A 22,278-nucleotide genomic window follows, 5' to 3' on the forward strand; every position below is an offset into this window, starting at 1 on the left:
TCGGGCAGGCGGCGGGGGTTGCAGACGCAGAACACCATGACAGTTTCGCCGACAGTGTGGGCTGTGTTGAAACTGTACTGTTATGCCTGGGGGATACAGTTTGGTGTCGATCAAGACCGGAACTTGGCGATGCAGCCTTGCTTAACCCTCGTCCTCTACCGGATGCCGCGCTGCGCGCCATGCGGCCAGCCGCCGGAACAGCCAGCTGTTGGGTTGATCACGGCCGGTACGCACATAGTCGAGCAACGGGTATTGGCTGAGGACGATGTCCTGCGCGCCGCGCGCGCGCGATGTGCCGGCGAACAGGATCACGTCGCCAAAGGCAAGCGGGGTTTCCGGCGGCGGCAACAGGATGTCACGGCCGGCGCGATTGAGCATCAGCGGCAGCGCGCGCAAGCGCCGCGTGTGGTCCTGTGGGTTGGTCATCAGGTGGCGCAGCTCCAGCCTGGGTTGCGGGCGGGCGAGCAGGGCGTACACGGCGCCGGCGTTCTTCGCCGTTAGCGTCACCACCCAGGTGGCTGGAACATGCACTTCGCACAGGCCCTCGATTTCGCGCATCAGCGCTTGCGACCAGACTTCGCTGCGCGACTGGATCTGACCGAGGAAGCGTGCCAGTGTCGGCGTCGTCAGCGTGCGCAGGCATTCGTGCGACATCACTTCGCTACGCACCACGGTGACATCGGGCTTGAACGACTCGAACAGAATGCCGTTGTTGGACAGATTCTGCCGGGCGACGACGAAGAGCTCGGGCTTGATCGCGCGCGCGGTGGCAATGGCGGATAGGTTATGCGCGTCATGATCGTGGCAGGCGACGATGCCGACCGCACGCTCGATGCCTGCAGCCCTGAGCGAGGCGGCGTCGACCCCCAGCGCTTGCACATACTGTTCCGGTGGCAGCTCAGTCTGGTCTTCCAGGTCGATTACCATTACCGTCGCGCCTTCACAGTCGAGCGCCTCCTTCACCGCATGCCCGAAGCGACCGAAGCCGACGATCACCCAATGGCCGCGCGGCGGCTTCACCAGCGGTGGCAACGGCTCGCCGGGGAAATCGGACAGCGTATCCCACAGCCGGCTGGTGTGTGGTGCATGCAGCGCGCGGCGGAATTGGGCACCGACGGCATCGAACATATTGATGACACGGTTGGTGCCAAACGAGGCCATGTTCTCCGCCACCGCGCGGGTCTTGGCGCGCCCCACCGACAACAGCTCGGGCCGCAGCACGTGGGCCGAGATGGTGACGGCGAGGTTGGCTTCCTCGTTGCCGGTGATGGCGAGCACGCCGTGGCAGCGCGGATGAGTGATGCCGGCCACGGTCAGCAATTGCGGGTTCGCCGCGTCGCCGGCGTAGGCGGGCACGTCGAAGCGGTAGTCGGCGAAAGTCACGTCATGCACGCGGTCCTCGCGTAGCTCCAGCACCACGAAGCGCATCCGCTGGTCGTCCAGCACCTTGCACAGCAGGCGCGCGGTCTGGCCGTAGCCGCAAATCAGGAAGAATGGCTCGCTGATGCGCCGCACCCGGCTGGCGAAGCGTGCCAGTTGCACCGCCTGCTGAAAGCTCTTGTCCTGCAGGATGGAAAACGTGGTGCCAATGGCATAGGCCCAGCCGATCACCGACAGGTAGATGCACACCACCACCCACATGCGCTGGGTATAGGTGAAGGCAAACGGCACTTCGCCAAAGCCGATGGTGGTCGCGGTGTAGCTGACGAAGTAGAACGCATGGAAGAAATCCATGCGGTAGGGCTGGCCATGATTGTCTACGCCCGGAATGACGACGAGGCCGAACACGGAGATCGCGTAGATCAGGATCAGCGTGATCAGCGGCGCGCGCATGCGCCGCAGCACCAGGAACACGACGTTGGGCATTGCCGACGACCCCGCTCAGCGGCGCAGCGACAGGGTTTCGCCGATCAACAGCACCACCGACACCAGGTTGGCTGCCAGCGCACCACCCGATAGCGACACCACGCTCGACATCACGCCGGGGCTGGTGCCCAGGCCCGCGACGTAGACGCTATAACCCCAGACGAAGGCGGCGGCGATCAGCTGCAGATCGGCGACGAGGCTGGTGGCCAGATGCACGGCACCTACCTGGGTGCGATCGCCGAACTTGAGCACGGTGGCGATCAGGTTGACGACGATGGCGGCGAACAGCTCGAACACATCGTGCTGGTGCGGCACGTCGATCTCGCCGACGAAGAAGCCGAAGTTCAGCGTGAACGCCAGCACGATAAAGAAGCCAAAAATCACTTTTTCCAGGTTCATGGCAAGGTCGCAAACAGAAGGGTGATTGGATTGTAGAGGCGCGGGCGCGGGTTTGCGGCGATCATGATTCCTGTTCGACTTCGCGCGTGTCGGCTTCGAACAGGTTTTCCAGCTCGAGCATGGCCTCGCGCGTGGTCTGGATCAGCTGCGATTCGTCGTGATAGGCAGCGTGCTGGCGCAGCACCAGCTTCTCGTCGTAGTCGCGAAAGGTGGCGACCGCCCGGTCGGCACGTTCGGCCGGAATGCCAAGGGCGATCAGCGCACGGCGTGCCAGCGCCAGGCTGGAGTGGAAGGTCTCACGCTCGATCACCGTGACGCCCAGATCCATCAGGCGGTAGGCGTGGGCGCGATTGCGGGCACGGGCGTATACGGGCAGCTTGGGATAATGGTGGCGTACCGTTTCGGCGGTACGCACCGACGCTTCGATGTCGTCGATGGCGAGAATGAAGAGCTCGGCCTCATCGGTGTGCGCGGCGCGCAAGAGATCGATGCGCGAGGCATCACCGTAATACACCTGGTTGCCGAAGCGCCGCACGAAATCCACCTGGTCGGGGCTGGCTTCCAGCGCGGTAAACGGAATCTTCTTCACCCGCAACAGGCGCGCGACGATCTGGCCGAAGCGCCCGAAGCCCGCGATGATCACCCGGCTGCCGTGCTCCGTCTCTATGGTATCGAACTCACGCTTGGGCGCGCGGGCGAGCCAGGGCGAGATCCAGCGCTCGTGCACTTTGGCGATCAGCGGGGTTGCTGCCATGGAGAGCGTGACCACCAGCACCAGCGTGTCGGCGAGGCCGCGCTGCATGGCGCCGCTGGCAGTGGCAAGACCGAACAGCACGAAGGCGAACTCGCCTCCCTGTGCCAGTGCCACGCCCAGATGGCGCGCCGTATAGTCGCCCGCCTTGGTCACCCGGCCCAGGCCATACAGCACCAGGAACTTGATCGTCATCAGCCCGGCCACGCCGCATACCAGTACCAGCGGAATCTGGCGGAACAGCCCCAGGTTGGCCGACATGCCCACCGCGATGAAAAAGAGGCCGAGCAGCAATCCCTTGAACGGTTCCAGTGTCGCTTCCAATTCATGGCGATACTCGGAATCGGCGAGCAGCACACCGGCAAGGAAGGCGCCGAGCGACATCGACAGGCCGACGTCTTCCATCAACAGCGCGGTGCCGAGCACGATCAACAGCGCGGCGGCGGCGAACACTTCCTGGCTGCCGGCCTTGGCCACGAGGCGCAAGGCGGGGCGCAGCAGCCAGTGGCCGCCCACGACGACCAGCGCCACGGCGCCCAGCGCCATCCCGAGATCGTGCCAACTGGGTAGTTCGCCGTTGGAGAGTAGCGGTACCAGCACCAGGAGCGGGATCACCGCCAGATCCTGGAACAGCAGGATGGCGAAGGCATCGCGGCCGTGGCGAGTGGTCAGCTGATGCTTTTCGGCCAGCATCTGCAACACGAAGGCGGTCGACGACAGCGCGAGGCCCAGCCCGGCGATGATGGCCGCAATCCACGCCACGCCTATCAACTTGAGCACCAGCGCGATCGCCGCCGCGGTCAGCAGCATTTGCGCGCCGCCCAGGCCAAATACCGCACGGCGCAATACCCATAACCGCGACGGCTGCAGTTCCAGCCCGATCACGAACAGCAGCAGTACCACCCCGAGCTCGGCGAAGTGCAGGATCCGGTCGATCTGGGTGACGAGCTCCAGGCCCCAGGGACCGATCAGCACGCCGGCGGCCAGGTAGCCGAGGATGGCGCCCAGGCCCGCACGGTGGAATAGGGGCACCATCACCACGGTGGCGCACAGGAAAACGGCAATCTGGCTGGTCAGGGTCATCTTGTCGGGTGTGTGGTGGGTCAGGGTGACCCGGTTATGGCTGCTGGGCTTGGCGCGATAGAACGCCGGGCCTGCATCAGTGAAAGCGTGCCAGTTCTGTTCCGGCTCGCACGGCGATTCGCTCATGAGTCTGCAACGCTGCCTCCAGCCGCCTTAGTCGCCGCGATAGTGCTCGCCCCACGGCAAGGCGCAGCGTGTTCCAGTGCTCTTAAGCGCACGCAGCGCTTCTAAGTCGCCCAGTATAGCGGTGAGTCCTGCGGGCTTGATTGCATCGTTGCGCAGACCCATGGGCAGCTTGCAAAGTGCTGCCATCGAAGCGGGTGCTTGGCCGTAGTCAACGCCGAGGTGCGCAATCCCGCGCTGGCTAGGCGCAATCGGCCGGCGAAATCAGCCCGCTGGTCGAGGCAAAGCTCACCGGATCACCGCGCCGGCCGGGTGGTGGCCACTGGCATCACAGCAGCAGTTGGGCGAGGGCAAAGCCCGCGCCCACTGACACGACGCTGCAGGTCAGGCCCGGCAGCATGAAGCTGTGGTTGAGCAACCAGCGGCCGATGCGCGTGCTGCCGGTGGCGTCGAAATTGATCGCGGCGATCACGGTCGGGTAGTTGGGGATGAAGAAGTAGCCGTTTACCGCCGGGAACATGGCGATCAGTGCCGGGGCAGGCAGCCCGAGCGCAATGCCGAGCGGCATCAGGGCACGGATGGTGGCGGCCTGCGAGTAAAGCAGGATGGACATCACGAACAGCGCCACCGCGAACAGCCAGGGTGCCGCAGTCACGGTGGCGCGGATTTCGCCCGAAAAGAACGCCATATTGGCCTGGATGAAGGTGTCGCCCATCCACGCCACACCGAAGATGCCGATCACGGCGGCTGCACCGGCGCGAAACACGCTGCCTTTCACCACCTGTTCGGCGGGCACGCGGCAAACTAGCAGGATTAGCGCTGCCGCCGACAGCATCACCATCTCGATGGCGCTGGCCATGTCCAGCGTCTGTGTCTGCCCCGCCAGTTGCCAGCTGGGGCGCAAGGCGGGAAAAGAGCCAAGCAGTACCACGGCGCCGGCCGCGAGCAGGAAGATCGCCACGGCATGCCGGGCATGCGCAGGTGACTCAGGCACGTCGGTGCGATGCGGTGGCGCCACTTCCCCAGCCGCGAGCCGTGCCTGATAGACCGGATCCGCATCGAGTTCGGGCCCCAGCCGGCTTGCCACGGCCGCACCCGCCATCACCCCGCATAGCGTGGCGGGAATGGCCACCATCAGGATATCGAACAGCTGCACGCCATCGCCGGCCAACAGCGAGAGCAGTGCTACGGTGGCGGCGGAGATCGGGCTGGCGGTGATGGCGGCCTGCGACGCAATCACAGCGATCGACAGGGGCCGTTCCGGTCGCACGCCGGCCTCACGCGATACTTCGGCAATCACCGGCAACACCGCGTAGGCGACGTGGCCGGTGCCGGCGCACAGCGTGAAGCCGTAGGTGACGAGCGGCGCATACCAAGTGATCTGGCGCGGGTTGCGTCGCAGCAGGTGCTCGGCCTGCCGCACCAGCCAGTCCATGCCGCTAGCCACCTGCAGGCAGGCGGCGGCAGTGATCACTGCGACGATCATCAGCATCACGTCTATCGGCGCGGTGGTGGGTTTCAGGCCGAAACCGAAGGTGAGCACCGCCAGGCCCAGGCCGCCCATCACGCCAAGCCCGATACCGCCCAGGCGGGCGCCGATCAGGATGGCTGAGAGGACGACCAGGAATTCGAGGGCGATCATGTGCGGCCGGCACTCATTGCAGCGGCGGCGCGACGGTCAGACCGACGTATTCCGGGTGATCGGTGATCAGCCCGTGCAATGCGAATTCCTCGCACAAGCGGTGCTCATGGTCCGTCTGGGCACCGAATACATAGTTGCGAAAGCCCAGGGCGTTGGCCTGTTGCAGCAGCGCGAGATCGAGCGATTCATAGAACCAGACGAGGGTACGCAGATGCGAATACGGCATGGCGGCATACAGCAGGCTGTTGAGCGCCACCGGCCGATGCCAGACGATAAAGCCGTAATCCAGCGGCTGCGTCGCCTGTGCGGCAGCGACGATCACCTCATGGCGCAACGAAGTCAGCAGCGGGCGCTGACGCGCGCTACGCGCGCCGAGCTCAGCCTGGATCACGGGCGCGGCGGCGGGGGTCTTGATCTCGATGTTCCAGAACGCATCGGGAAAGGCATCGAGCGCTTCGGTCAACGTCGGTACCAGGTAGCCGGCAAGGTGGGAGAGTTCGGCCCGGCTGAGCGCGGCAACCGGTATGCCGGCGCCGACGGTACGGCTATGAAACAGCACCGCTTCGCCGTCGGCGCTGAGCCGGACATCGGTCTCTATGCCGTGGAAGCCGCAGGACAGGGCATCGGCGAAGGCGGCCAGCGAATTTTCCGGCGCGCTGCGGGCAAGCCCGCGGTGGGCTATCAGTTGCATGGAATCGGCTACACTCCATCCTGAAAATAAATGGCTGCTGACAACTGGTGGACGAATCCCGCGGGACTGCCCAACAGACCCATTCTAGACTCAGCCACATCGCTCAGGGAGAAGCGAGTGAAACAAGGTATTGCGATCCTGGCCTGCATGCTGGCCTGCTCGGGCTTGACGCAAGCGGCCCAGCAAGGGCGGCCCCGGATCGGGTTGGTGCTCGGTGGCGGCGGCGCGCGTGGGTTGGCGCATGTGGGCGTGCTCAAGGTGCTGGAAGAAGCGCGCGTGCCGATCGATTGCATCGTCGGTACCAGCATGGGCGCCTTGGTGGCAGGCAGCTACGCCTCGGGCCGCAGCCCGGAAGAGCTGGCCGAACAGGTGCAGCAGGCGAACTGGGATGACCTCTTGAGTTCGCGCCTGCCGCGCCAGCTCAACTCCTTCCGCCAGAAGCAGGTGGACCAGCTGGCGTTGCTGCCGGTCGATATCGGGGTGTCCGACGACGGCAAGATCTCCTTCCCCAAGTCCGCGATCAATACCCAGAAGGTCGAGCTGTTCCTGCGCCACATGACTTACGGCGGCACCGCGGCCGATTTCGATCAGTTGTCCATCCCGTTCCGCGCAATCGCCACCGATCTGGAGCAGGGCGAGATGGTGGTGATGAAGGACGGCGATATCGTCTCGGCCATGTTGGCCAGCATGGCGGTACCGAGCGTGTTCCCGCCGGTGACGCGCGATGGAAAGCTTTTGGCCGATGGTGGCCTGACCCGCAACCTGGGCGTGGATGTGGCACGCGAGCTGTGCGCCGACGTGGTGATCGCGATCGATGTTGCCTCTCCACCGCTCAAGCGCGAGGCACTGGGCGATATTTTTGGCGTGGCCGACCAGTACACGCGCTTGATGATCCTGCAGAACCAGCGGCCACAACTGGGCAGCCTTACGTCGCTGGATGTATTGATCACGCCCGAGCTGACCGATCTGTCGAGTTCGTCGTTCGACAAGAACAAGGAGCTGATGGCACTGGGCGAGAAGGCCGCGCACAAGGCGCTGTCGCAGTTGCAACGCTATGCCTTGCCCGCCGAGCGCTACCAGGAATGGCAGACCGCGCGCACCGCTAGGCGCCTGCAGCCCAAGCCCATCCTCGAGGTGCAGGTGGCCGAGCTCAAGAAGGTGAACCCGGAGGTGATGCGCGGCGCACTCGCGGTGAAGACTGGCGCGCCGCTGGACCAGGACGATTTCAATCAGCGATTGCAGCAGGTTTACGCACGCGGTGATTTCACCCAGCTCGACTATGAACTGCTCGATCATGGTTCGGGCCAGCGCATGACGATCACCCCGGTCGAGAAGGACTGGGGGCCCAATTATCTGAACTTCGGTTTGGCACTGGGTACCGACTTCGATCGCTCCAACCCCTACGCGCTGACGGCGCGCTACCGCCGCACCTGGATGAACAGCCTGGGTGGCGAGTTCGATGGCTTGGTCAGCATCGGCGATCGCTCGGTCATTGCCGGCGAGTTCTATCAGCCGCTGCAGATCGACGGCTATGCCTTTGTCGCGCCCTATGTGCTTGCCGAATCGAGCCCGCTCAAGCTGTGGTTCGATGGCCGACAGTTTGCCGAGTACAAGCTGGAGGGCTCGCGCGCGGGGCTGGACTTCGGCTCCTCATGGGCGCGCTACGGTGAAGTTCGCGTCGGCCCTTCGATCAGTCGCTATCGCGGCATTCTGGAAGTGGGTAGCCCGACCGTCGACGTCGGTGGCATCGCCGTGGATCTATTGCCGCGCAGCGTGAAGCAGTGGGACTGGGGCGTACGTTTCAATCTTTACTATGACCAGCTCGACAACCTCAACTTCCCGAGCCTGGGCACCCTGGTCCACCTGTACGGCTATGAAGCGTTCGACGGCCGTGTCGAAGAGTCGCAATTTCCGAAGGACTTCGAGCGCTACGGTCGCTACGGGCTGGATCTGACCCACGGCTTTGGCTGGGGGGGCAACAGTGGCCATGTCGCGATGCGCAGCCAGCTCGCGCGCGGTGGGGATCCGCCGTTGTCGGACGTGCGCTGGATGGGCGGCTTTCTCAATCTGTCGAGCTATGGATACCAGGAGCTGCAAGGCGACGAGTTTTTCTATGGCCGACTGGCTTTATACCGGCCGGTGCCGATTTTTTCTGAATCGGGCAAGGGTACCTACCTGGGTGCGGCGCTCGAAGTCGGACGGGTGTTCGACGATTTTCTCGACGATGGCTGGCATTCCTCCATGGTTGGCTATCTCGGCATCGATACCTACCTCGGTCCGCTCTATCTGGCCGTGGCCTATGGTGACAATGAGAAGACGCGCTACTACGTGACGCTGGGCAATCCGTTCTGAGGGTGCAGATTTCGCTGCGAGAAAGGGGGATGACCTGTATAGTAGAGGTCTATCCCAATGCAGTCCTCCGATCCCCCGTGCTACCGAGCGTTGGGGCGTGCCTTGATGGTGTACCCGCCAAGCGCGGTTGTCATCCTACCTCCCGAGTCGTCCTGTCACAGGCCCCTCAGGCCGTGGCATTGCATCCGGACTGCCCAACACCGGAGATGTGTCATGGCAAAAGAAGATATGGTTGAAATGGAAGGCGTCGTGATCGAGCTGCTGCCCGATTCGCGCTTTCGTGTGGCGCTGACCAACGGCATCGAGATCAACGCCTACGCGTCGGGCAAGATGCGCAAGCACCGCATCCGCGTGCTGGCCGGCGATCGCGTGACGGTCGAGATGTCGCCCTATGACCTGACCAAGGGCCGGGTCAGCTTCCGTCACAAAGATGAACGTCCGTCCTCCCCACCCGGCGGCTCGTCTTACCAAGGCCGTCGCTGAGTCCCATTCGGGACGCGTGTTCTTTGCCACAGCGCCAGCATGTGGCCATCGCCTGTTGCGGGGGCTGCCGTTATGATGACGGCACCTTAAACGTATGGGAGTGCCCCCGATGAAGCTGATGTCCGCATTGTTGCTCGCTACCGGCCTGATGTGTGCGCAGTCGGTTCATGCCGCCACCGCGCAACAGGAAAAAATGGGCTCCTGCAACAAGGAAGCCAGCGCCAAGAGCCTGAAGGGTGACGAGCGCAAGGCGTTCATGAGCACTTGCCTCAAGGCCGACGCCAAGCCGACCAAGCAGCAGGACAAGATGGGCTACTGCAACAAGGAAGCCGGCGCCAAGAAGCTGAAGGGCGACGAGCGCAAGGCGTTCATGAGCGACTGTCTCAAGAAGAAGTAAGCGCTCGCGGGCGCCAGACAAGCGCGGCTGAGGCCGCGCTTTTTCATAGCCGGGCTTGCAGCGCAGCATCCTTGTCCGCATCTCTTGGGCGATACCGTCGCTTCAACCTCCATTCGTTCTTGCTGGAATACCATCATGTCCGACCTCTCCGACCTGCAAGCCGCGCTTGCCCGACTGATCGACCCGTTGACGGGCATCGACTATGTATCCGCCAAGTGCGTGCGTGGGTTGGCGCTCGAGAACGGCGTGGCGCGTGCCGAGATCGTGCTGGGTTATCCGGCTGCCAGCCGCCACGCCGCCATTGCGGCCGAGGCCGAAGCGGCCTTGCGCGCGGTGGCAGGGGTGTCGGGGGCCGAGGTGCACGTCTCCAGCCATATCGTCGCGCATTCTGCGCAGCGTGGCCTGCCCTTGCTTGCCGGTGTGAAGAACATCGTTGCCGTGGCCTCGGGCAAGGGCGGGGTCGGCAAATCGACCACGGCTGCCAACCTCGCGTTGGCGCTGGCGGCGGAGGGCGCGAAGGTGGGTCTGCTGGACGCCGATATTTACGGCCCGTCGCAGCCGACCATGCTCGGCGTGGAAGGGCGCCAGCCGGTCTCGCCCGACAACAAGCATATCGAGCCGATCGAGAATCACGGCATCAAGACGATGTCGATCGGCTTCCTGATCGATCCCGAACAGCCGATGGTGTGGCGCGGCCCCATGGTCACGCAGGCCTTGATGCAGCTCTTGAACGACACCCTCTGGGGCGAACTCGACTACCTGCTGGTCGACCTGCCGCCTGGCACCGGCGACATTCAGCTCACATTGAGCCAGAAGGTGCCGGTCACGGGGGCGGTCATCGTTACTACGCCGCAGGATATTGCCCTCTTGGACGCGCGCAAGGGCCTCAAGATGTTCGAGAAGGTCGGCGTGCCCATTCTGGGCATCGTCGAGAACATGAGTGTGCATATCTGCAGCAATTGCGGCCACGCCGAGCCCATTTTTGGCGAGGGCGGCGCGGCGCGCATGAGTGCCGACTACGGCACCGAGCTGCTGGGCCAATTGCCGCTCGATTTGTCGATTCGTCTGAATGCCGATGCCGGCCACCCCTCGGTCATCGCCGAGCCGGACGGCCAAGTGGCGCAGTTGTATCGCGGTATCGCGCAGAAGGTGGGTGCGCGGATCGCCGCCAAGGCACAGGACTATTCGAGCAAGTTTCCCAAGATCGTCATCAGCAATACCTGAGCACTGGCCCGGCTGCCGGTGTTTCGTGCCATCGCGACGATCGGCGCGCCGGTGACTGATCGGCTGGGTGTTCGTGCACAAGCTGTAGCCGATGCAGTGCCCCATGAAAAAGCCCGGATCGCGTCCGGGCTTTTTCGTTTTGCGGCGGGTTTACTGCCGCGCGCCGCGCAGGTTGGCCGGTGGCGGGCCGCTGAAATTGCTGCGGTAGGGGTTGATGTCGAGGCCGCCGCGCCGGGTGTAGCGCGCGTAGACGGCCAGCTTCATCGGCTTGCAGGCGCGCATCAGGTCCATGAAGATGCGCTCGACGCATTGCTCATGGAACTCGTTGTGCTGGCGGAACGAGATCAGGTAGCGCAGCAGCGATTCGCGGTTGATCGGCTGGCCAAGATAGCGGATCTGCATGCTGGCCCAGTCCGGCTGGCCGGTGACGAGGCAATTGGACTTGAGCAGGTTGGAGGTGAGCACCTCGTTCACCGGCGCGTCGGCGTCGTCGCAGCGTAGCAGTTGCGGCGCAGGCTGGTACTGGTCGACCTCGATGTCGAGGTTGTCGATGCAATAGCCTTCGAGCTCCATCAGGCGCTGGCCGGTGAAATCATCGGGCTCGATCAGCTGCACCCGCACCGGGGCGCCGACGGCCTGTGACAGGTCGTCGCGCAGCAGTGTGGCGACGGCGTCGGCATTGGCGAGCCGGGTCTGGTTAAAGCTGTTGAGATACAGCTTGAACGACTTGGATTCGACGATGTTGGTGCTGTCGGCCGGAAACTCGAACACGGCAATCGCGACCTGCGGCTTGCCGCGCGGATTGAGCCAGGAAAGCTCGTAGCCGTTCCAGATGTCGGCCCCCATGAAGGGCAGGGTGCCGGTCACGCCGATCTCGTCGCGCTTGCCCTGGCGCGGGATCGGAAACAGCAGGCTGGCGTCGTACTCGGCCTGGTATTGCACGGCCTTGCCGAGTGGGGATTGCTGCGCGGTGCTCATGGGGATTCCTGTTCCTCGAAGCGACACCGAGCCGCTTCGCGCAAAACGCCATGATACCGCAGCGATGCAATTGAACCGAGGCTCAGCGCCCGCGCAGCCGATACCACAGCACGCCCAGCAGCTCGTGCAGCGCGCGGTCGCTGCGGGCCAGTGCCTCGGCATCGGGCAGCCAGCGCAGCACGGCTGATTGCTCCTGCGAGGCGTAGTCAGTGGCCGCGGGGATCACGGTGAAGTCAGCCTGCGTGAAGATGCGCTCGGCGCGCGGCATGTGCCAGGCCTGGGTGACGAGGGCGATGCGGCGCTGACTGGCTGGTAACAGCCGGGCACTGAACTCGGCGTTTTCCTCGGTATTGCGCGATGCACTTTCCACCCAGCGCGGCGCGATGTCGTAGTCGCTGCGCAGTGCGTCGGCCATCAGCTGCGCCTCGGCCACGCCGCCCTTGGGCTTGCCACCGGTCACCAACAGCGGCTTGCCGCTGCTGCGAGCCAGTCGGGCGCCATAGTGCACGCGGGTCAGCGTGGCGTTGTTCATCGCTTCGCCAAGGCCCGCATCGGGCGCCGGCATCCGCTTGCCGCCGCCGAGCACGACGATGGCGGCAACGGAGTCGAGCGCTGCCGGCGTGATCGGCTCCGGTTCCAATTGCCGCAGCAGCGTGTACGCGATGCCTGGCGTCGCTAGCAGGTACAGCAGCAGTGTCGCTACGGTGACGAGGCCGCGAGCCAGCCGAGGGCGATTGCGCCAGAGCAGCAGGCCGACGGCCAGCAGCAACAGCAGGCTGCCTGGTGGCAGCATCAGCGCAGCGATGGCGTTCTTGATGACGACGACGGGATCGACCACGGGCGTGCTCTCAGGGCTGGAATGGACAACGGGCCGCAGAGTGCGGCCCGTTGCGGGTACTGGTCAAGCTCGGGCGCACTCACTCGCCCAGATACGCCTTCTGGATCGCCTCATTGGCCAGCAACACCTTGGCGTCGTCGGCCAGCGTGATCTTGCCGCTTTCCATCACGTAGCCACGGTCGGCGGTTTCCAACGCCAGCTTGGCGTTCTGCTCGACCAGCAGCATGGTCACGCCCTCGGCGGCGATCATGCGGATGATCTCGAAGATCTTCTGCACGATGATGGGCGCGAGACCCATCGACGGCTCGTCCAACAGCAGCAGCTTGGGGCGGCTCATGATGGCGCGGCCGATGGCCACCATCTGCTGCTCGCCGCCCGACAGCGTGCCAGCCAGCTGCAGCCGACGCTCCTTCAGGCGCGGGAACAGATCGTAGACGCGCGCCATGTCGCTGGCGATGGCGCCTTTGTCATTGCGCGTGTGCGCGCCCATCTGCAGGTTCTCTTCCACCGTCAGCCGTGGAAACACGCCGCGGCCTTCGGGCACCAGCACCAAGCCGCGATCGACATAGTGGTAGGGTGCGAGCCTGGCGGTGTTCTCGCCGTTGAACGTGATGCTGCCAGCGGTAGGCTTGACCATGCCGACCAGGGTCTTGAGCGTAGTGCTCTTGCCCGCGCCATTGGCGCCGATCAGCGCGACGAGCTCGCCCTGCTTGACTTCCAGATTGATACCCTTGACGGCGTGGATGCCGCCATAGGCGACCTTCAGGTCTTCGACTTTCAGTAGAGCGTCGGTCATTGCGGCGCTACTCCCAGGTACGCTTCGATCACGCGTGGATCGTTCTTCACGGCTTCGGGCACACCCTCGGCGATCTTCTTGCCGTAATCGAGCACGGCGATGCGGTCGCACAAGCCCATCATCAGCTTCACGTCATGCTCGATCAGCAGGATGGTCACGCCGTCGGCGCGCACCTTTTCCATCAGCTTCTTCAAGCCCTCGGTTTCGGAGGGGTTCATGCCGGCGGCGGGCTCGTCCAGCGCCAAGAGCGTTGGCTTGGTGGCAAGCGCGCGGGCGATCTCCAGCCGGCGCTGGTCGCCGTAGGAGAGGTTGCGCGCCAGCTCGTCGTGACGGCGGCCGATGCCAACGTAGTCGAGCAGTTCCTGCGCGCGTACCTTGATGCCGGCTTCCTCGGCGCGGGCCTTGGGGTGGCGCAGAACGGCGCCGATCACGCCAGTGCGGGTGCGCACATGTTGGCCGACCATCACGTTTTCCAGCGCTGTCATGTTGGCGAACAGCCGGATGTTCTGGAAGGTACGGGCGATGCCCGATTCGACCACCACATAAGGCTTCTTGCGGAACAAGTCCTTCCCGTTGAAGGTGAACGCGCCTTCATCCGGTTGATAGAGCCCGGTCAGCACGTTGAACAGCGTGGTCTTGCCGGCGCCATTGGGGCCGATCAGGCCGTAGATCTCGCCGGCGTTGATCGAGAGGCTGACATCGTTCAGCGCATGCAGGCCGCCGAAACGCTTGTGGATGCCGCGGATTTCGAGAAGCGCGCTCATGCCTGGGCCTCCTCGTCGTGTTCATGGAATTCGCGGGCGCGGCGCTTGGACGGCCACAGCCCTTCGGGGCGCAGCAGCATGATGATGATCATCGCCAGGCCAAAGATCAGCATGCGCAGGTTTTCCGGATCGACCACACGGCGGCCGAAAATGCCTTCCTGCAGCGGATTGATCACGTCGCGCAGGATTTCTGGCGTGATCGACACGATGATGGCGCCCAGGATCACGCCGGGGATATGGCCCATGCCACCCAGCACCACCATGCACAGCACCATGATCGATTCCATCAGCACGAACGATTCGGGCGAAACGAAGCCCTGGAAGCTGGCGAACAATGCCCCCGATACACCGCCGAACGAGGCGCCCATGGCAAAAGCCAGCAACTTCACATTGCGGATGTTGATGCCCATGGCGTTGGCGGCGATCTCGTCTTCGCGTAGCGCCACCCAGGCGCGGCCGATGCGCGAATGCTGCAGCCGCAGGGTGACGAAGATGATGAAGATGCAGAACGCCAGGATCAGGTAGTAGTAGAGGTGCACCATGTCGAAAGTGAGCCCCAGCCACTCCATGGGTCGGCCGAAATCGATGTCAAGAAAATGCACCTTGTCGATGTTGTTGATGCCCTGCGGCCCATTGGTGATGTTCACCGGGCGATCGAGGTTGTTCAGGAAGATGCGGATGATCTCGCCAAAGCCTAGCGTCACGATGGCGAGGTAGTCGCCGCGCAGCTTGAGTACCGGCGTGCCCAGCATCACGCCAAACATACCGGCGAACACCGCGGCGACGACCAGCATCACGATGAAGTTGGGGCCTATCAGCCACGCCGGCAGTATTGCGGCGAGGTGCGGCGAATTGAGCAGCGCATAGACATAGGCGCCGACCGCATAGAACGCGATGTAGCCAAGATCCAATAGGCCAGCATAACCGACCACGATGTTGAGGCCGAGCGCAAGCATGATGTAAAGCAGCGCGAAATCGACCGCGCGTACCCACGACTTGCCGTTCTCGAAGCCACCCGTGAGCATCCAGGGCAGCAAGGCCAGGATGACCGCGAGTACGGCATAGGTGATGGCCTTGCCATGGCGCGTTTTCATGAACGCAAAATTCATAATTCAGTGCTCCAGTTTTCGCTATCGCAGGGCCTTCAAGCCCGTTCGGCGACGCGTTCACCCATCAGGCCGCTGGGGCGGAAAATCAGTACGGCAATCAGTACGACGAAGGCGAAGATGTCCTTGTAGTGGCTGCCGAGGAAACCGCCGGTGAGATCGCCCAGGTAACCCGCGCCCAGGCTCTCGATGATGCCGAGCAGGATGCCGCCGATCACCGCGCCCCACAGGTTGCCGATGCCACCCAGCACCGCGGCGGTGAAGGCCTTGAGGCCGATCATGAAGCCCATATAGGCATGGGCCTGGTCGTAGTTGGCGGCGACCATCACGCCGGCGACGGCACCGAGGGCAGAGCCGATGACGAAGGTCATCGAGATCACCGTGTTGATGTTCACCCCCATCAGCCCGGCGACATCCGGGTTCTGCGAGGTGGCGCGCATGGCGCGGCCGAGGCGGGTCTTCTCGATCAGGAAAAAGAGGCCACCCATCAGCACGAAGGCCAGGATGATGATGGCGATCTGCAGGTCGGTGATCGCGGCACCGAAGAAGTCATGCACTTCCGTGGGCAGGATGCTGGGGAAAGGGCGGTAGTTACGGCCCCAGATCAGCATGGCCGCCTGCTGCAGCACGATGGAAACGCCAATCGCGGTGATCAAAGGCGCGAGCCGGGGCGCACGCCGCAGCGGCCGGTACGCAACCCGCTCGATGGTGAAGCCGAGCAGCATGGAAACCGGGATCGCCATGGCGAGACCAGCCAGGAGCAGCAGCGGTCCGGGTAATTGCACGCCGGCGTCGAGCAATACATTGATGCAGGTGATGGTCACCATCGCGCCGATCATCACGATTTCGCCGTGGGCGAAATTGATCAGCTGCATGATGCCGTACACCATGGTGTAACCGAGTGCGATCAGCGCATAGATGCTGCCCACAATCAGCCCGTTCAGCAGTTGTTGAATAAAGATGTCCACCATCTATCCCTGGGTGTGGTGCCGCCGCATGTGCATTGGCTTGATTTCGATTCCTTCACCGGCACCTCACGATCCGTGATGGTGCTGCGCTTTGCCGCTTGTGGCGGGGCCGGCGTGGTTAGGCGCGGCTCGCCTGACGGCGGGCCACGCTGGCCTTGTATGCAGTTGGGCGTGAATACTACCGTAACAGTTGCCGGGCGAACCTTACAGCGTGCCGGATTTGCATCGATACTGCTGCTTTCCCTTACAGGTTAGACCGAATTCCAGGCCGATCCAGCGGCAGCCTGCGTGGGCGGCGTGCTATTTCAGGCCTTGCGGCCCAGTAGTTCGGCGTCGCCCCCGGCGGCGGCGGTATTCACCGTGGTCACCACTTCGTGCATCAGGCGGTATAGCGGGTAACTCCCGTCCGGGAGTGGCCGGATTGCCTGCCGCACCGCCCCCTCGCTTGCGGCGAGCCGTAGCGACGGATCATGGCCCGCGCCATCCCACAACACCGTATCGCAAGCTTGCACTAGCGGGTCGTCCAGCACGGTGATAAGGCCGGCAAAGGGCTCTATCCAGGCAGCGGGTACCACCTGGCGCGGTAGTATGGCCTGATTGCCGGTGGCGAGACAGGCGGCAAGCTGTGGCAGCAATGCAATGCTGTCGTCCGCGAGGCAGGCTACCCGTCCGCGCGGGCGATAACGCAGCGTGTTGGCTTCACCCACCGCAGCCGGCAGCGCGCAGCGCGTGGCCAGCGGGCTGTGGTCGAACAGTGCCTCGATGACGGCGCCGAGCCGGCCTTGCACTGGCAGTGCCAGCGTGGCGGTCAGCGCCAGCAGCGCGGGCTCGGGTCTATGGCCGGAACTCGGGAGCGAGTGGCAAGGGTCGGCATCGCGCACCAGCCGCCACAGCAACCACGGACCGCCGGCCTTGGGTCCCGTGCCCGACAAGCGCTCGCCGCCGAAAGGCTGGTGGCCGACCACGGCGCCGATCTGATTGCGGTTCACAAAGACATTGCCGACGCGCATGCCATTGCGCACTGTCTCGATGAAACTGGGGCAGCGGCTGGCAATGCCCAGCGTCAGTCCGTAGCCCAGGCCATCCAGCTCGGCGAGCAGCCTGCCCAGATCGGCTGGGTCGTAGCGCAACACCGCCAGCACGGGCCCGAATATTTCGCCAGGCAGCCGATCGAGCCGGTCGATCTCGACCAGGGTTGGCGCGACATAATGGCCGGCTTCCGGTAGCCGAGCGCTGCTGAACACCGGCAAGCGCTGATCGCGAAAGGACTGAAGCGCGTGCTGGATGCGCTGGGCGGCGTCGCTACTGATCACCGGGCCGATATCGGTGGCGAGCTGCAGTGGATCCCCCAGGGTCAATTCGACCATGGCCGCCTGCAGCAAGGGTAGGAGGCGCGGCGCGATGGCATGCGGGACGCACAGTACGCGCAGTGCCGAACAGCGCTGACCCGAGCAGTCGAAAGCGGAGGCCAGGGCGTCTTGTACCACCTGCTCGATCAGGGCGGAGCTGTCGATCACCATCGCGTTCACCCCGCCCGTTTCCGCCACCAGTGGCCGCTCGCCGCCGCTGGCCGCCAGCGCACGATGGATGGCTTGGGCCGTGGGCAACGAGCCGGTGAACAACACCCCCTGGAGCCTGGCGTCGCTGACCAGTGCGGCACCGATGTCCGGCCCGCCAGGCAGCAGCTGCAGCGCGCTGCGTGCCACTCCGGCCTCGTGTAGCAGTCGGGTGGCGGCGTGAGCGATCAGTGGGGTGTGTTCGGCTGGTTTCGCAATCACCACATTGCCGGTGACGAGCGCGGCGGCGATCTGGCCCATGAAAATGGCCAGCGGGAAATTCCACGGGCTGATCGCGGCCACCACGCCCAGCGGGGCAGGGGCGCTGGCCGGCCAGTTCACTTGCGCCTGGGCGGCGTAATAGCGGCAGAAATCAATGGCTTCGCGCACTTCGTTCAGCGCGGCGGGCAGAGTCTTGCCGGCTTCGCGCACCAGCAAGGCGATCAGCGCCGCTTGCTGCTGCGTCAGCAGGTCGGCGGCGCGGCGCAGTGCCGCGATGCGCTCGCCCAAGGGCGTCGCAGCCCAGCACGGCGCATAGGCTTGTGCCTGTTGCAGCGCCTGCTCGACATCGGCAAGGTTAGCGTCGACGACGCTGCCGACGATTTCGTCCAGCCTTGCCGGGTTGTGCAAGTGGCGCATGGCCTTGCCCTCTGGCGCGGGGTGCGCCAACAAGGGGGCCGCCGCCATCGGCGCCGACTCGGCCTGCAGCGCGGCGGCCAGCCGCGTGAGGCTGGGGCTGTCACTCCAGTTGATCCCAGGCGCGACTGGCTGCGCGTGTGGGCGTTCCGCGGGGGGCGGCAGACCGGCCGAAGGATCGCGCAGGCTGGCCAAGACCGGATCGCGCAGCGCCGGCGTCGATTCCTCGCTGGCGAGCAACTGGTGGACAAACGACTGATTGGCGCCATTTTCCAGCAGCCGCCGTACCAGGTAGGGCAGCAGCGCTGCATGGGCGCCGACCGGGGCGTACAGGCGGCAGGGCCGGTTGATGCCGTGGCCGTTGAGCAGGCGATAGAGCGGCTCGCCCATGCCGTAAAGGCACTGATATTCGAACTCACGCCCGCCGGCCATTGCATGCACCGCCAGGGCGCTGAACACATTGTGCGTGGCAAAGGCCGGGTAGAGCACGTCCTCGGCCCGCAGCATGCGGCGGGCGCAGGCGAGAAAGCTCGCATCGCTGTGTGCCTTGCGGGTATACACCGGGTAATCGGGCCAGGCTTCGAGCTGCGCACGCTTGATCTCGCCATCCCAGTAAGCGCCCTTGACCAGGCGCACGGCGATCTTGCGCTCGGCGCGCGTCGCGGCAGCGATCAGCCAGTCGATTTGCGCGAGCGCGCATTTCTGATAGGCCTGCACTGCGATGCCCAGCCCATCCCAGCCGGCAAGGTCGGGTTCCTGTAGCAGACGACCGAACAAGGTGAGGGTCAGCGGCAGCCGGTCCACCTCTTCGGCATCGATCGTCAGCGCCAGGTTGGCATCGCGCGCCATTCTCGCCAGCGCCAGCAGGCGAGGGTAGAGCTCGGTCTTTATCCTGGCATGCTGCCTATGCTCGAAACGTGGGTGCAGCGCGGAAAGCTTGACCGAGAGCGCGTTGGCGCTGAGCGCACCATTGCGAGCCCCTTGCACGGACAGTGCGTTGATGGCGTGGGCATAGGCCTCGGCGTAGCGTTCGGCATCCTCCGCCGCGAGGGCGGCCTCGCCCAGCATGTCGAAGGAGTGACAAAAGCCGTCGACGCGGTTGGCGAGTGCGGACTCCATGGTCTCGCCGATGACGAAGTGCATCCCCAGCTTGCGCATCGCCTGGCGCAACGCAAAACGGACGATGCCTCGGCCATTGCGGGTCTCGCTCCAGTGTTCGGCGGTATCGAGACCGCGCCTTGCAAGGTTGATGAAGAACGATGGACTCGCTTCGCCATCCAGCCAGTCGGCCGCGTGCAGTTGATCGCGTATCAGTGCATCGGCGGTGGCGATGTCGGGGATGCGCAGCAGCGCCTCGGCCAGCGTCAACAGTGCCAATCCGGAGGGACTGGCCAGCGGAAAGGCCGTGAACAGCGCATCGGCCCCGCCGCCTTCGCGCCGGCCATCACGCAGTGTATCGAGCAGGAACTCACCCTGACCTTCGACGTAGGTCTGCTCCTCTGGCGTGAGTCTGGCCAGCGGCAGCAAGGCGCGCACCGCGCCCGCCTCGCCGATGAAGCGCGTGGCATGGATCTCGGCGAGGTCTTGCGTATCGGATGGGTCGAAGGCTGAAAGGGTCATGGTGGCGCAATCGGGAATCAGCTTTCAACTTAGAAGGCGGTTCTCGCGCGCGCGAATTGCCGTGTCCAGGGTGTGGTATTACCGCAAAAGCGGGCAAGGCGAGCCTACCCGCTGCACGGTGCTGCTTGTCTTGCCAACGTGCTATAATCGCCGGTTTCGTCTCCATCCCGGCCCGCATCCATGTCCCGCGCCCTACGCAATATCGCCATCATCGCCCACGTCGATCATGGCAAGACCACCCTCGTTGACCAATTGCTGCGTCAATCCGGCACCTTCCGCGACAACCAGCAGGTTGACGAGCGCGTGATGGACAGCAACGACCTCGAAAAAGAGCGCGGCATCACGATTCTGGCCAAGAACACCGCCATCGATTACGAAGGCACCCATATCAATATCGTCGACACCCCGGGCCACGCTGACTTCGGCGGCGAAGTCGAGCGCGTGCTGGGCATGGTCGACGGCGTGCTGCTGCTGGTCGACGCAGTGGAAGGCCCGATGCCGCAGACGCGCTTCGTCACCAAGAAGGCGCTGGCGCTGGGTCTGCGCCCCATCGTCGTGATCAACAAGGTGGATCGTCCGGGCGCACGTCCGGACTGGGTGCTGGACCAGACCTTCGACCTGTTCGATCGCCTCGGCGCCACCGACGAACAACTCGACTTCCCCATCATTTACGCCTCGGGCCTGAACGGCTTTGCCAAGCTGGAACTGGACGAGACATCGGACAACATGCGTCCGCTGTTCGAAACCGTGCTCAAGCACGTGCCGTCCCCTCCGGGCGATGCTGACGCGCCGCTGCAGCTGCAACTGGCTGCGCTCGATTACTCCACCTATACCGGTCGCCTCGGCGTTGGCAAGGTGCTCAACGGTCGCATCAAGCCGGGCCAGCAAGTGGTGGTGATGAACCACGACGACCAGGTGGCCACCGGCCGCATCAACCAGGTGCTGGGTTTCCAGGGTCTGGATCGCGTGCCGGTCGATGGCGCCGAAGCCGGCGACATCATCATCATTTCGGGTCTGGACGATATCGGTATCGGTGTCACCATCTGTGACAAGGAAAACCCGGTTGGTCTGCCGGTGCTCGGCGTGGACGAGCCGACGCTGAACATGGACTTCATGGTTAACACTTCGCCGCTGGCCGGCACCGAAGGCAAGTTCGTCACCAGCCGCCAGATCCGCGATCGCTTGACCAAGGAATTGCTGACCAACGTCGCGCTGCGCGTCGAGGATACGGCCGATGCCGATATCTTCCGTGTATCGGGCCGTGGCGAACTGCATTTGACGATTCTGCTGGAAAGCATGCGTCGTGAAGGCTTTGAAATGGCCGTGGCCAAGCCGCGCGTCGTGTACAAGGATATCGACGGCCAGAAGTGCGAACCGTATGAAAACCTGACCATTGACCTGGAAGACGAACACCAGGGCGGCATCATGGAAGAAATCGGTCGCCGCCGTGGCGAGCTGACCAATATGGAATCGGACGGCCAGGGCCGTACCCGTCTGGAATACCACATTCCGGCGCGTGGCCTGATCGGCTTCCAGTCCGACTTCATGACCATGACCCGTGGCACCGGCCTGATGAGCCACGTGTTCGACGACTACGCACCGACCAAGGCGGACATGCCGGGCCGTCACAATGGCGTGCTGATCTCGCAGGACAACGGCGAAGCCGTCGCCTACGCGCTGTGGAAGCTGGAAGACCGCGGCCGCATGTTCGTGTCGCCGGGCGACAAGCTGTACGAAGGCATGATCATCGGCATTCACAGCCGAGACAACGATCTGGTGGTGAACCCGATCAAGGGCAAGCAGCTGACCAACGTGCGTGCTTCTGGCACCGACGAGGCCGTGCGCCTGACTACGCCGATCAAGCTGTCGCTGGAATCGGCCGTGGAGTTCATCGACGACGACGAACTGGTGGAAATCACCCCGCAGTCGATCCGCATCCGCAAGCGTCACCTGCAGGAACACGAACGCCGCCGCGCTGCCAAGACCGAAGGCTGATCGAGTCATC

General features: G+C 64.2%; 17 protein-coding genes. 5 read left to right on the forward strand and 12 right to left on the reverse strand.

Annotated elements, in window-relative coordinates; translation table 11 throughout:
- Nucleotides 1–141: 141 nt before the first annotated feature.
- The 5 genes from NLI84_RS07955 to NLI84_RS07975 form a co-directional block, all read right to left on the reverse strand.
- Nucleotides 142–1,866: a potassium channel family protein gene (locus NLI84_RS07955; protein ID WP_255989437.1), complete on the reverse strand. Its 1,725-nt coding sequence runs from the start codon at nucleotides 1,864–1,866 to the stop codon at nucleotides 142–144.
- A 15-nt stretch (nucleotides 1,867–1,881) separates the two neighbouring features.
- Nucleotides 1,882–2,265 carry a DUF6394 family protein gene (locus NLI84_RS07960; protein ID WP_255989438.1) on the reverse strand — a complete coding sequence of 128 codons (384 nt, stop codon included), beginning with the start codon at nucleotides 2,263–2,265 and terminating at the stop codon, nucleotides 1,882–1,884.
- 61 nt (nucleotides 2,266–2,326) lie between these two features.
- The gene (locus NLI84_RS07965) at nucleotides 2,327–4,225 is read right to left on the reverse strand and encodes a monovalent cation:proton antiporter-2 (CPA2) family protein (protein WP_255989439.1); all 1,899 of its coding nucleotides are present in this window, start codon (nucleotides 4,223–4,225) and stop codon (nucleotides 2,327–2,329) included.
- Between the two features lie 325 nt (nucleotides 4,226–4,550).
- Nucleotides 4,551–5,864, reverse strand: coding sequence for an anaerobic C4-dicarboxylate transporter family protein (locus NLI84_RS07970; RefSeq protein ID WP_255989440.1), 1,314 nt, complete (start codon nucleotides 5,862–5,864; stop codon nucleotides 4,551–4,553).
- 13 nt (nucleotides 5,865–5,877) lie between these two features.
- Nucleotides 5,878–6,555 carry a glycerophosphodiester phosphodiesterase gene (locus tag NLI84_RS07975; protein WP_255989441.1) on the reverse strand — a complete coding sequence of 226 codons (678 nt, stop codon included), beginning with the start codon at nucleotides 6,553–6,555 and terminating at the stop codon, nucleotides 5,878–5,880.
- 117 nt (nucleotides 6,556–6,672) lie between these two features.
- On the opposite strand from NLI84_RS07975, the gene NLI84_RS07980 reads away from it, so the two are divergent.
- From NLI84_RS07980 to apbC, 4 genes are all read left to right on the forward strand, one after another.
- Nucleotides 6,673–8,907 (forward strand): patatin-like phospholipase family protein, encoded by a 2,235-nt coding sequence (locus tag NLI84_RS07980; protein WP_255989442.1) that lies wholly within the window; start codon nucleotides 6,673–6,675, stop codon nucleotides 8,905–8,907.
- 213 nt (nucleotides 8,908–9,120) lie between these two features.
- Nucleotides 9,121–9,390, forward strand: a complete 270-nt coding sequence (infA, locus tag NLI84_RS07985) for a translation initiation factor IF-1 (RefSeq protein ID WP_255989444.1) — start codon at nucleotides 9,121–9,123, stop codon at nucleotides 9,388–9,390.
- Nucleotides 9,391–9,499: 109 nt separating this feature from the next.
- On the forward strand, nucleotides 9,500–9,787 hold the full coding sequence (locus NLI84_RS07990) for a PsiF family protein (protein ID WP_255989445.1): 288 nt from the start codon (nucleotides 9,500–9,502) through the stop codon (nucleotides 9,785–9,787).
- A gap of 135 nt (nucleotides 9,788–9,922) precedes the next feature.
- Nucleotides 9,923–11,011, forward strand: a complete 1,089-nt coding sequence (gene apbC, locus NLI84_RS07995; protein ID WP_255989450.1) for an iron-sulfur cluster carrier protein ApbC — start codon at nucleotides 9,923–9,925, stop codon at nucleotides 11,009–11,011.
- A 150-nt stretch (nucleotides 11,012–11,161) separates the two neighbouring features.
- On the opposite strand, the gene queF is transcribed toward apbC, so the two are convergent.
- From queF to putA, 7 genes are all read right to left on the reverse strand, one after another.
- A complete protein-coding gene (gene queF / locus NLI84_RS08000) occupies nucleotides 11,162–11,989 on the reverse strand; it encodes an NADPH-dependent 7-cyano-7-deazaguanine reductase QueF (RefSeq protein WP_255989451.1) in 828 nt (275 codons plus the stop codon).
- Nucleotides 11,990–12,071: 82 nt separating this feature from the next.
- Complete coding sequence (locus NLI84_RS08005; protein WP_255989453.1) at nucleotides 12,072–12,827, reverse strand: YdcF family protein; 756 nt, start codon at nucleotides 12,825–12,827, stop codon at nucleotides 12,072–12,074.
- Between the two features lie 79 nt (nucleotides 12,828–12,906).
- Nucleotides 12,907–13,623, reverse strand: coding sequence for an ABC transporter ATP-binding protein (locus NLI84_RS08010; RefSeq protein WP_255989454.1), 717 nt, complete (start codon nucleotides 13,621–13,623; stop codon nucleotides 12,907–12,909).
- On the reverse strand, nucleotides 13,620–14,387 hold the full coding sequence (locus NLI84_RS08015) for an ABC transporter ATP-binding protein (RefSeq protein ID WP_255989455.1): 768 nt from the start codon (nucleotides 14,385–14,387) through the stop codon (nucleotides 13,620–13,622). The genes NLI84_RS08010 and NLI84_RS08015 overlap by 4 nt, the downstream gene beginning before the upstream one ends.
- Nucleotides 14,384–15,481 (reverse strand): ABC transporter permease subunit, encoded by a 1,098-nt coding sequence (locus NLI84_RS08020; RefSeq protein WP_255989456.1) that lies wholly within the window; start codon nucleotides 15,479–15,481, stop codon nucleotides 14,384–14,386. Before NLI84_RS08020 ends, NLI84_RS08015 begins: the two co-directional genes overlap by 4 nt.
- Nucleotides 15,482–15,531: 50 nt before the next feature.
- A complete protein-coding gene (locus NLI84_RS08025) occupies nucleotides 15,532–16,461 on the reverse strand; it encodes a branched-chain amino acid ABC transporter permease (protein WP_255989457.1) in 930 nt (309 codons plus the stop codon).
- Nucleotides 16,462–16,766: 305 nt separating this feature from the next.
- Nucleotides 16,767–20,273, reverse strand: coding sequence for a bifunctional proline dehydrogenase/L-glutamate gamma-semialdehyde dehydrogenase PutA (putA, locus tag NLI84_RS08030; protein ID WP_255989458.1), 3,507 nt, complete (start codon nucleotides 20,271–20,273; stop codon nucleotides 16,767–16,769).
- Between the two features lie 180 nt (nucleotides 20,274–20,453).
- Between putA and typA the strand changes: the two genes are divergently transcribed.
- Entirely contained in the window at nucleotides 20,454–22,268 is a 1,815-nt protein-coding gene (typA, locus tag NLI84_RS08035) for a translational GTPase TypA (RefSeq protein WP_255989459.1), read from the forward strand.
- Nucleotides 22,269–22,278 lie beyond the last annotated feature (10 nt).

This window comes from Chitinolyticbacter albus (genome assembly GCF_024437655.1).
In the GTDB taxonomy this organism is placed as follows: domain Bacteria; phylum Pseudomonadota; class Gammaproteobacteria; order Burkholderiales; family Chitinibacteraceae; genus Chitinolyticbacter; species Chitinolyticbacter albus.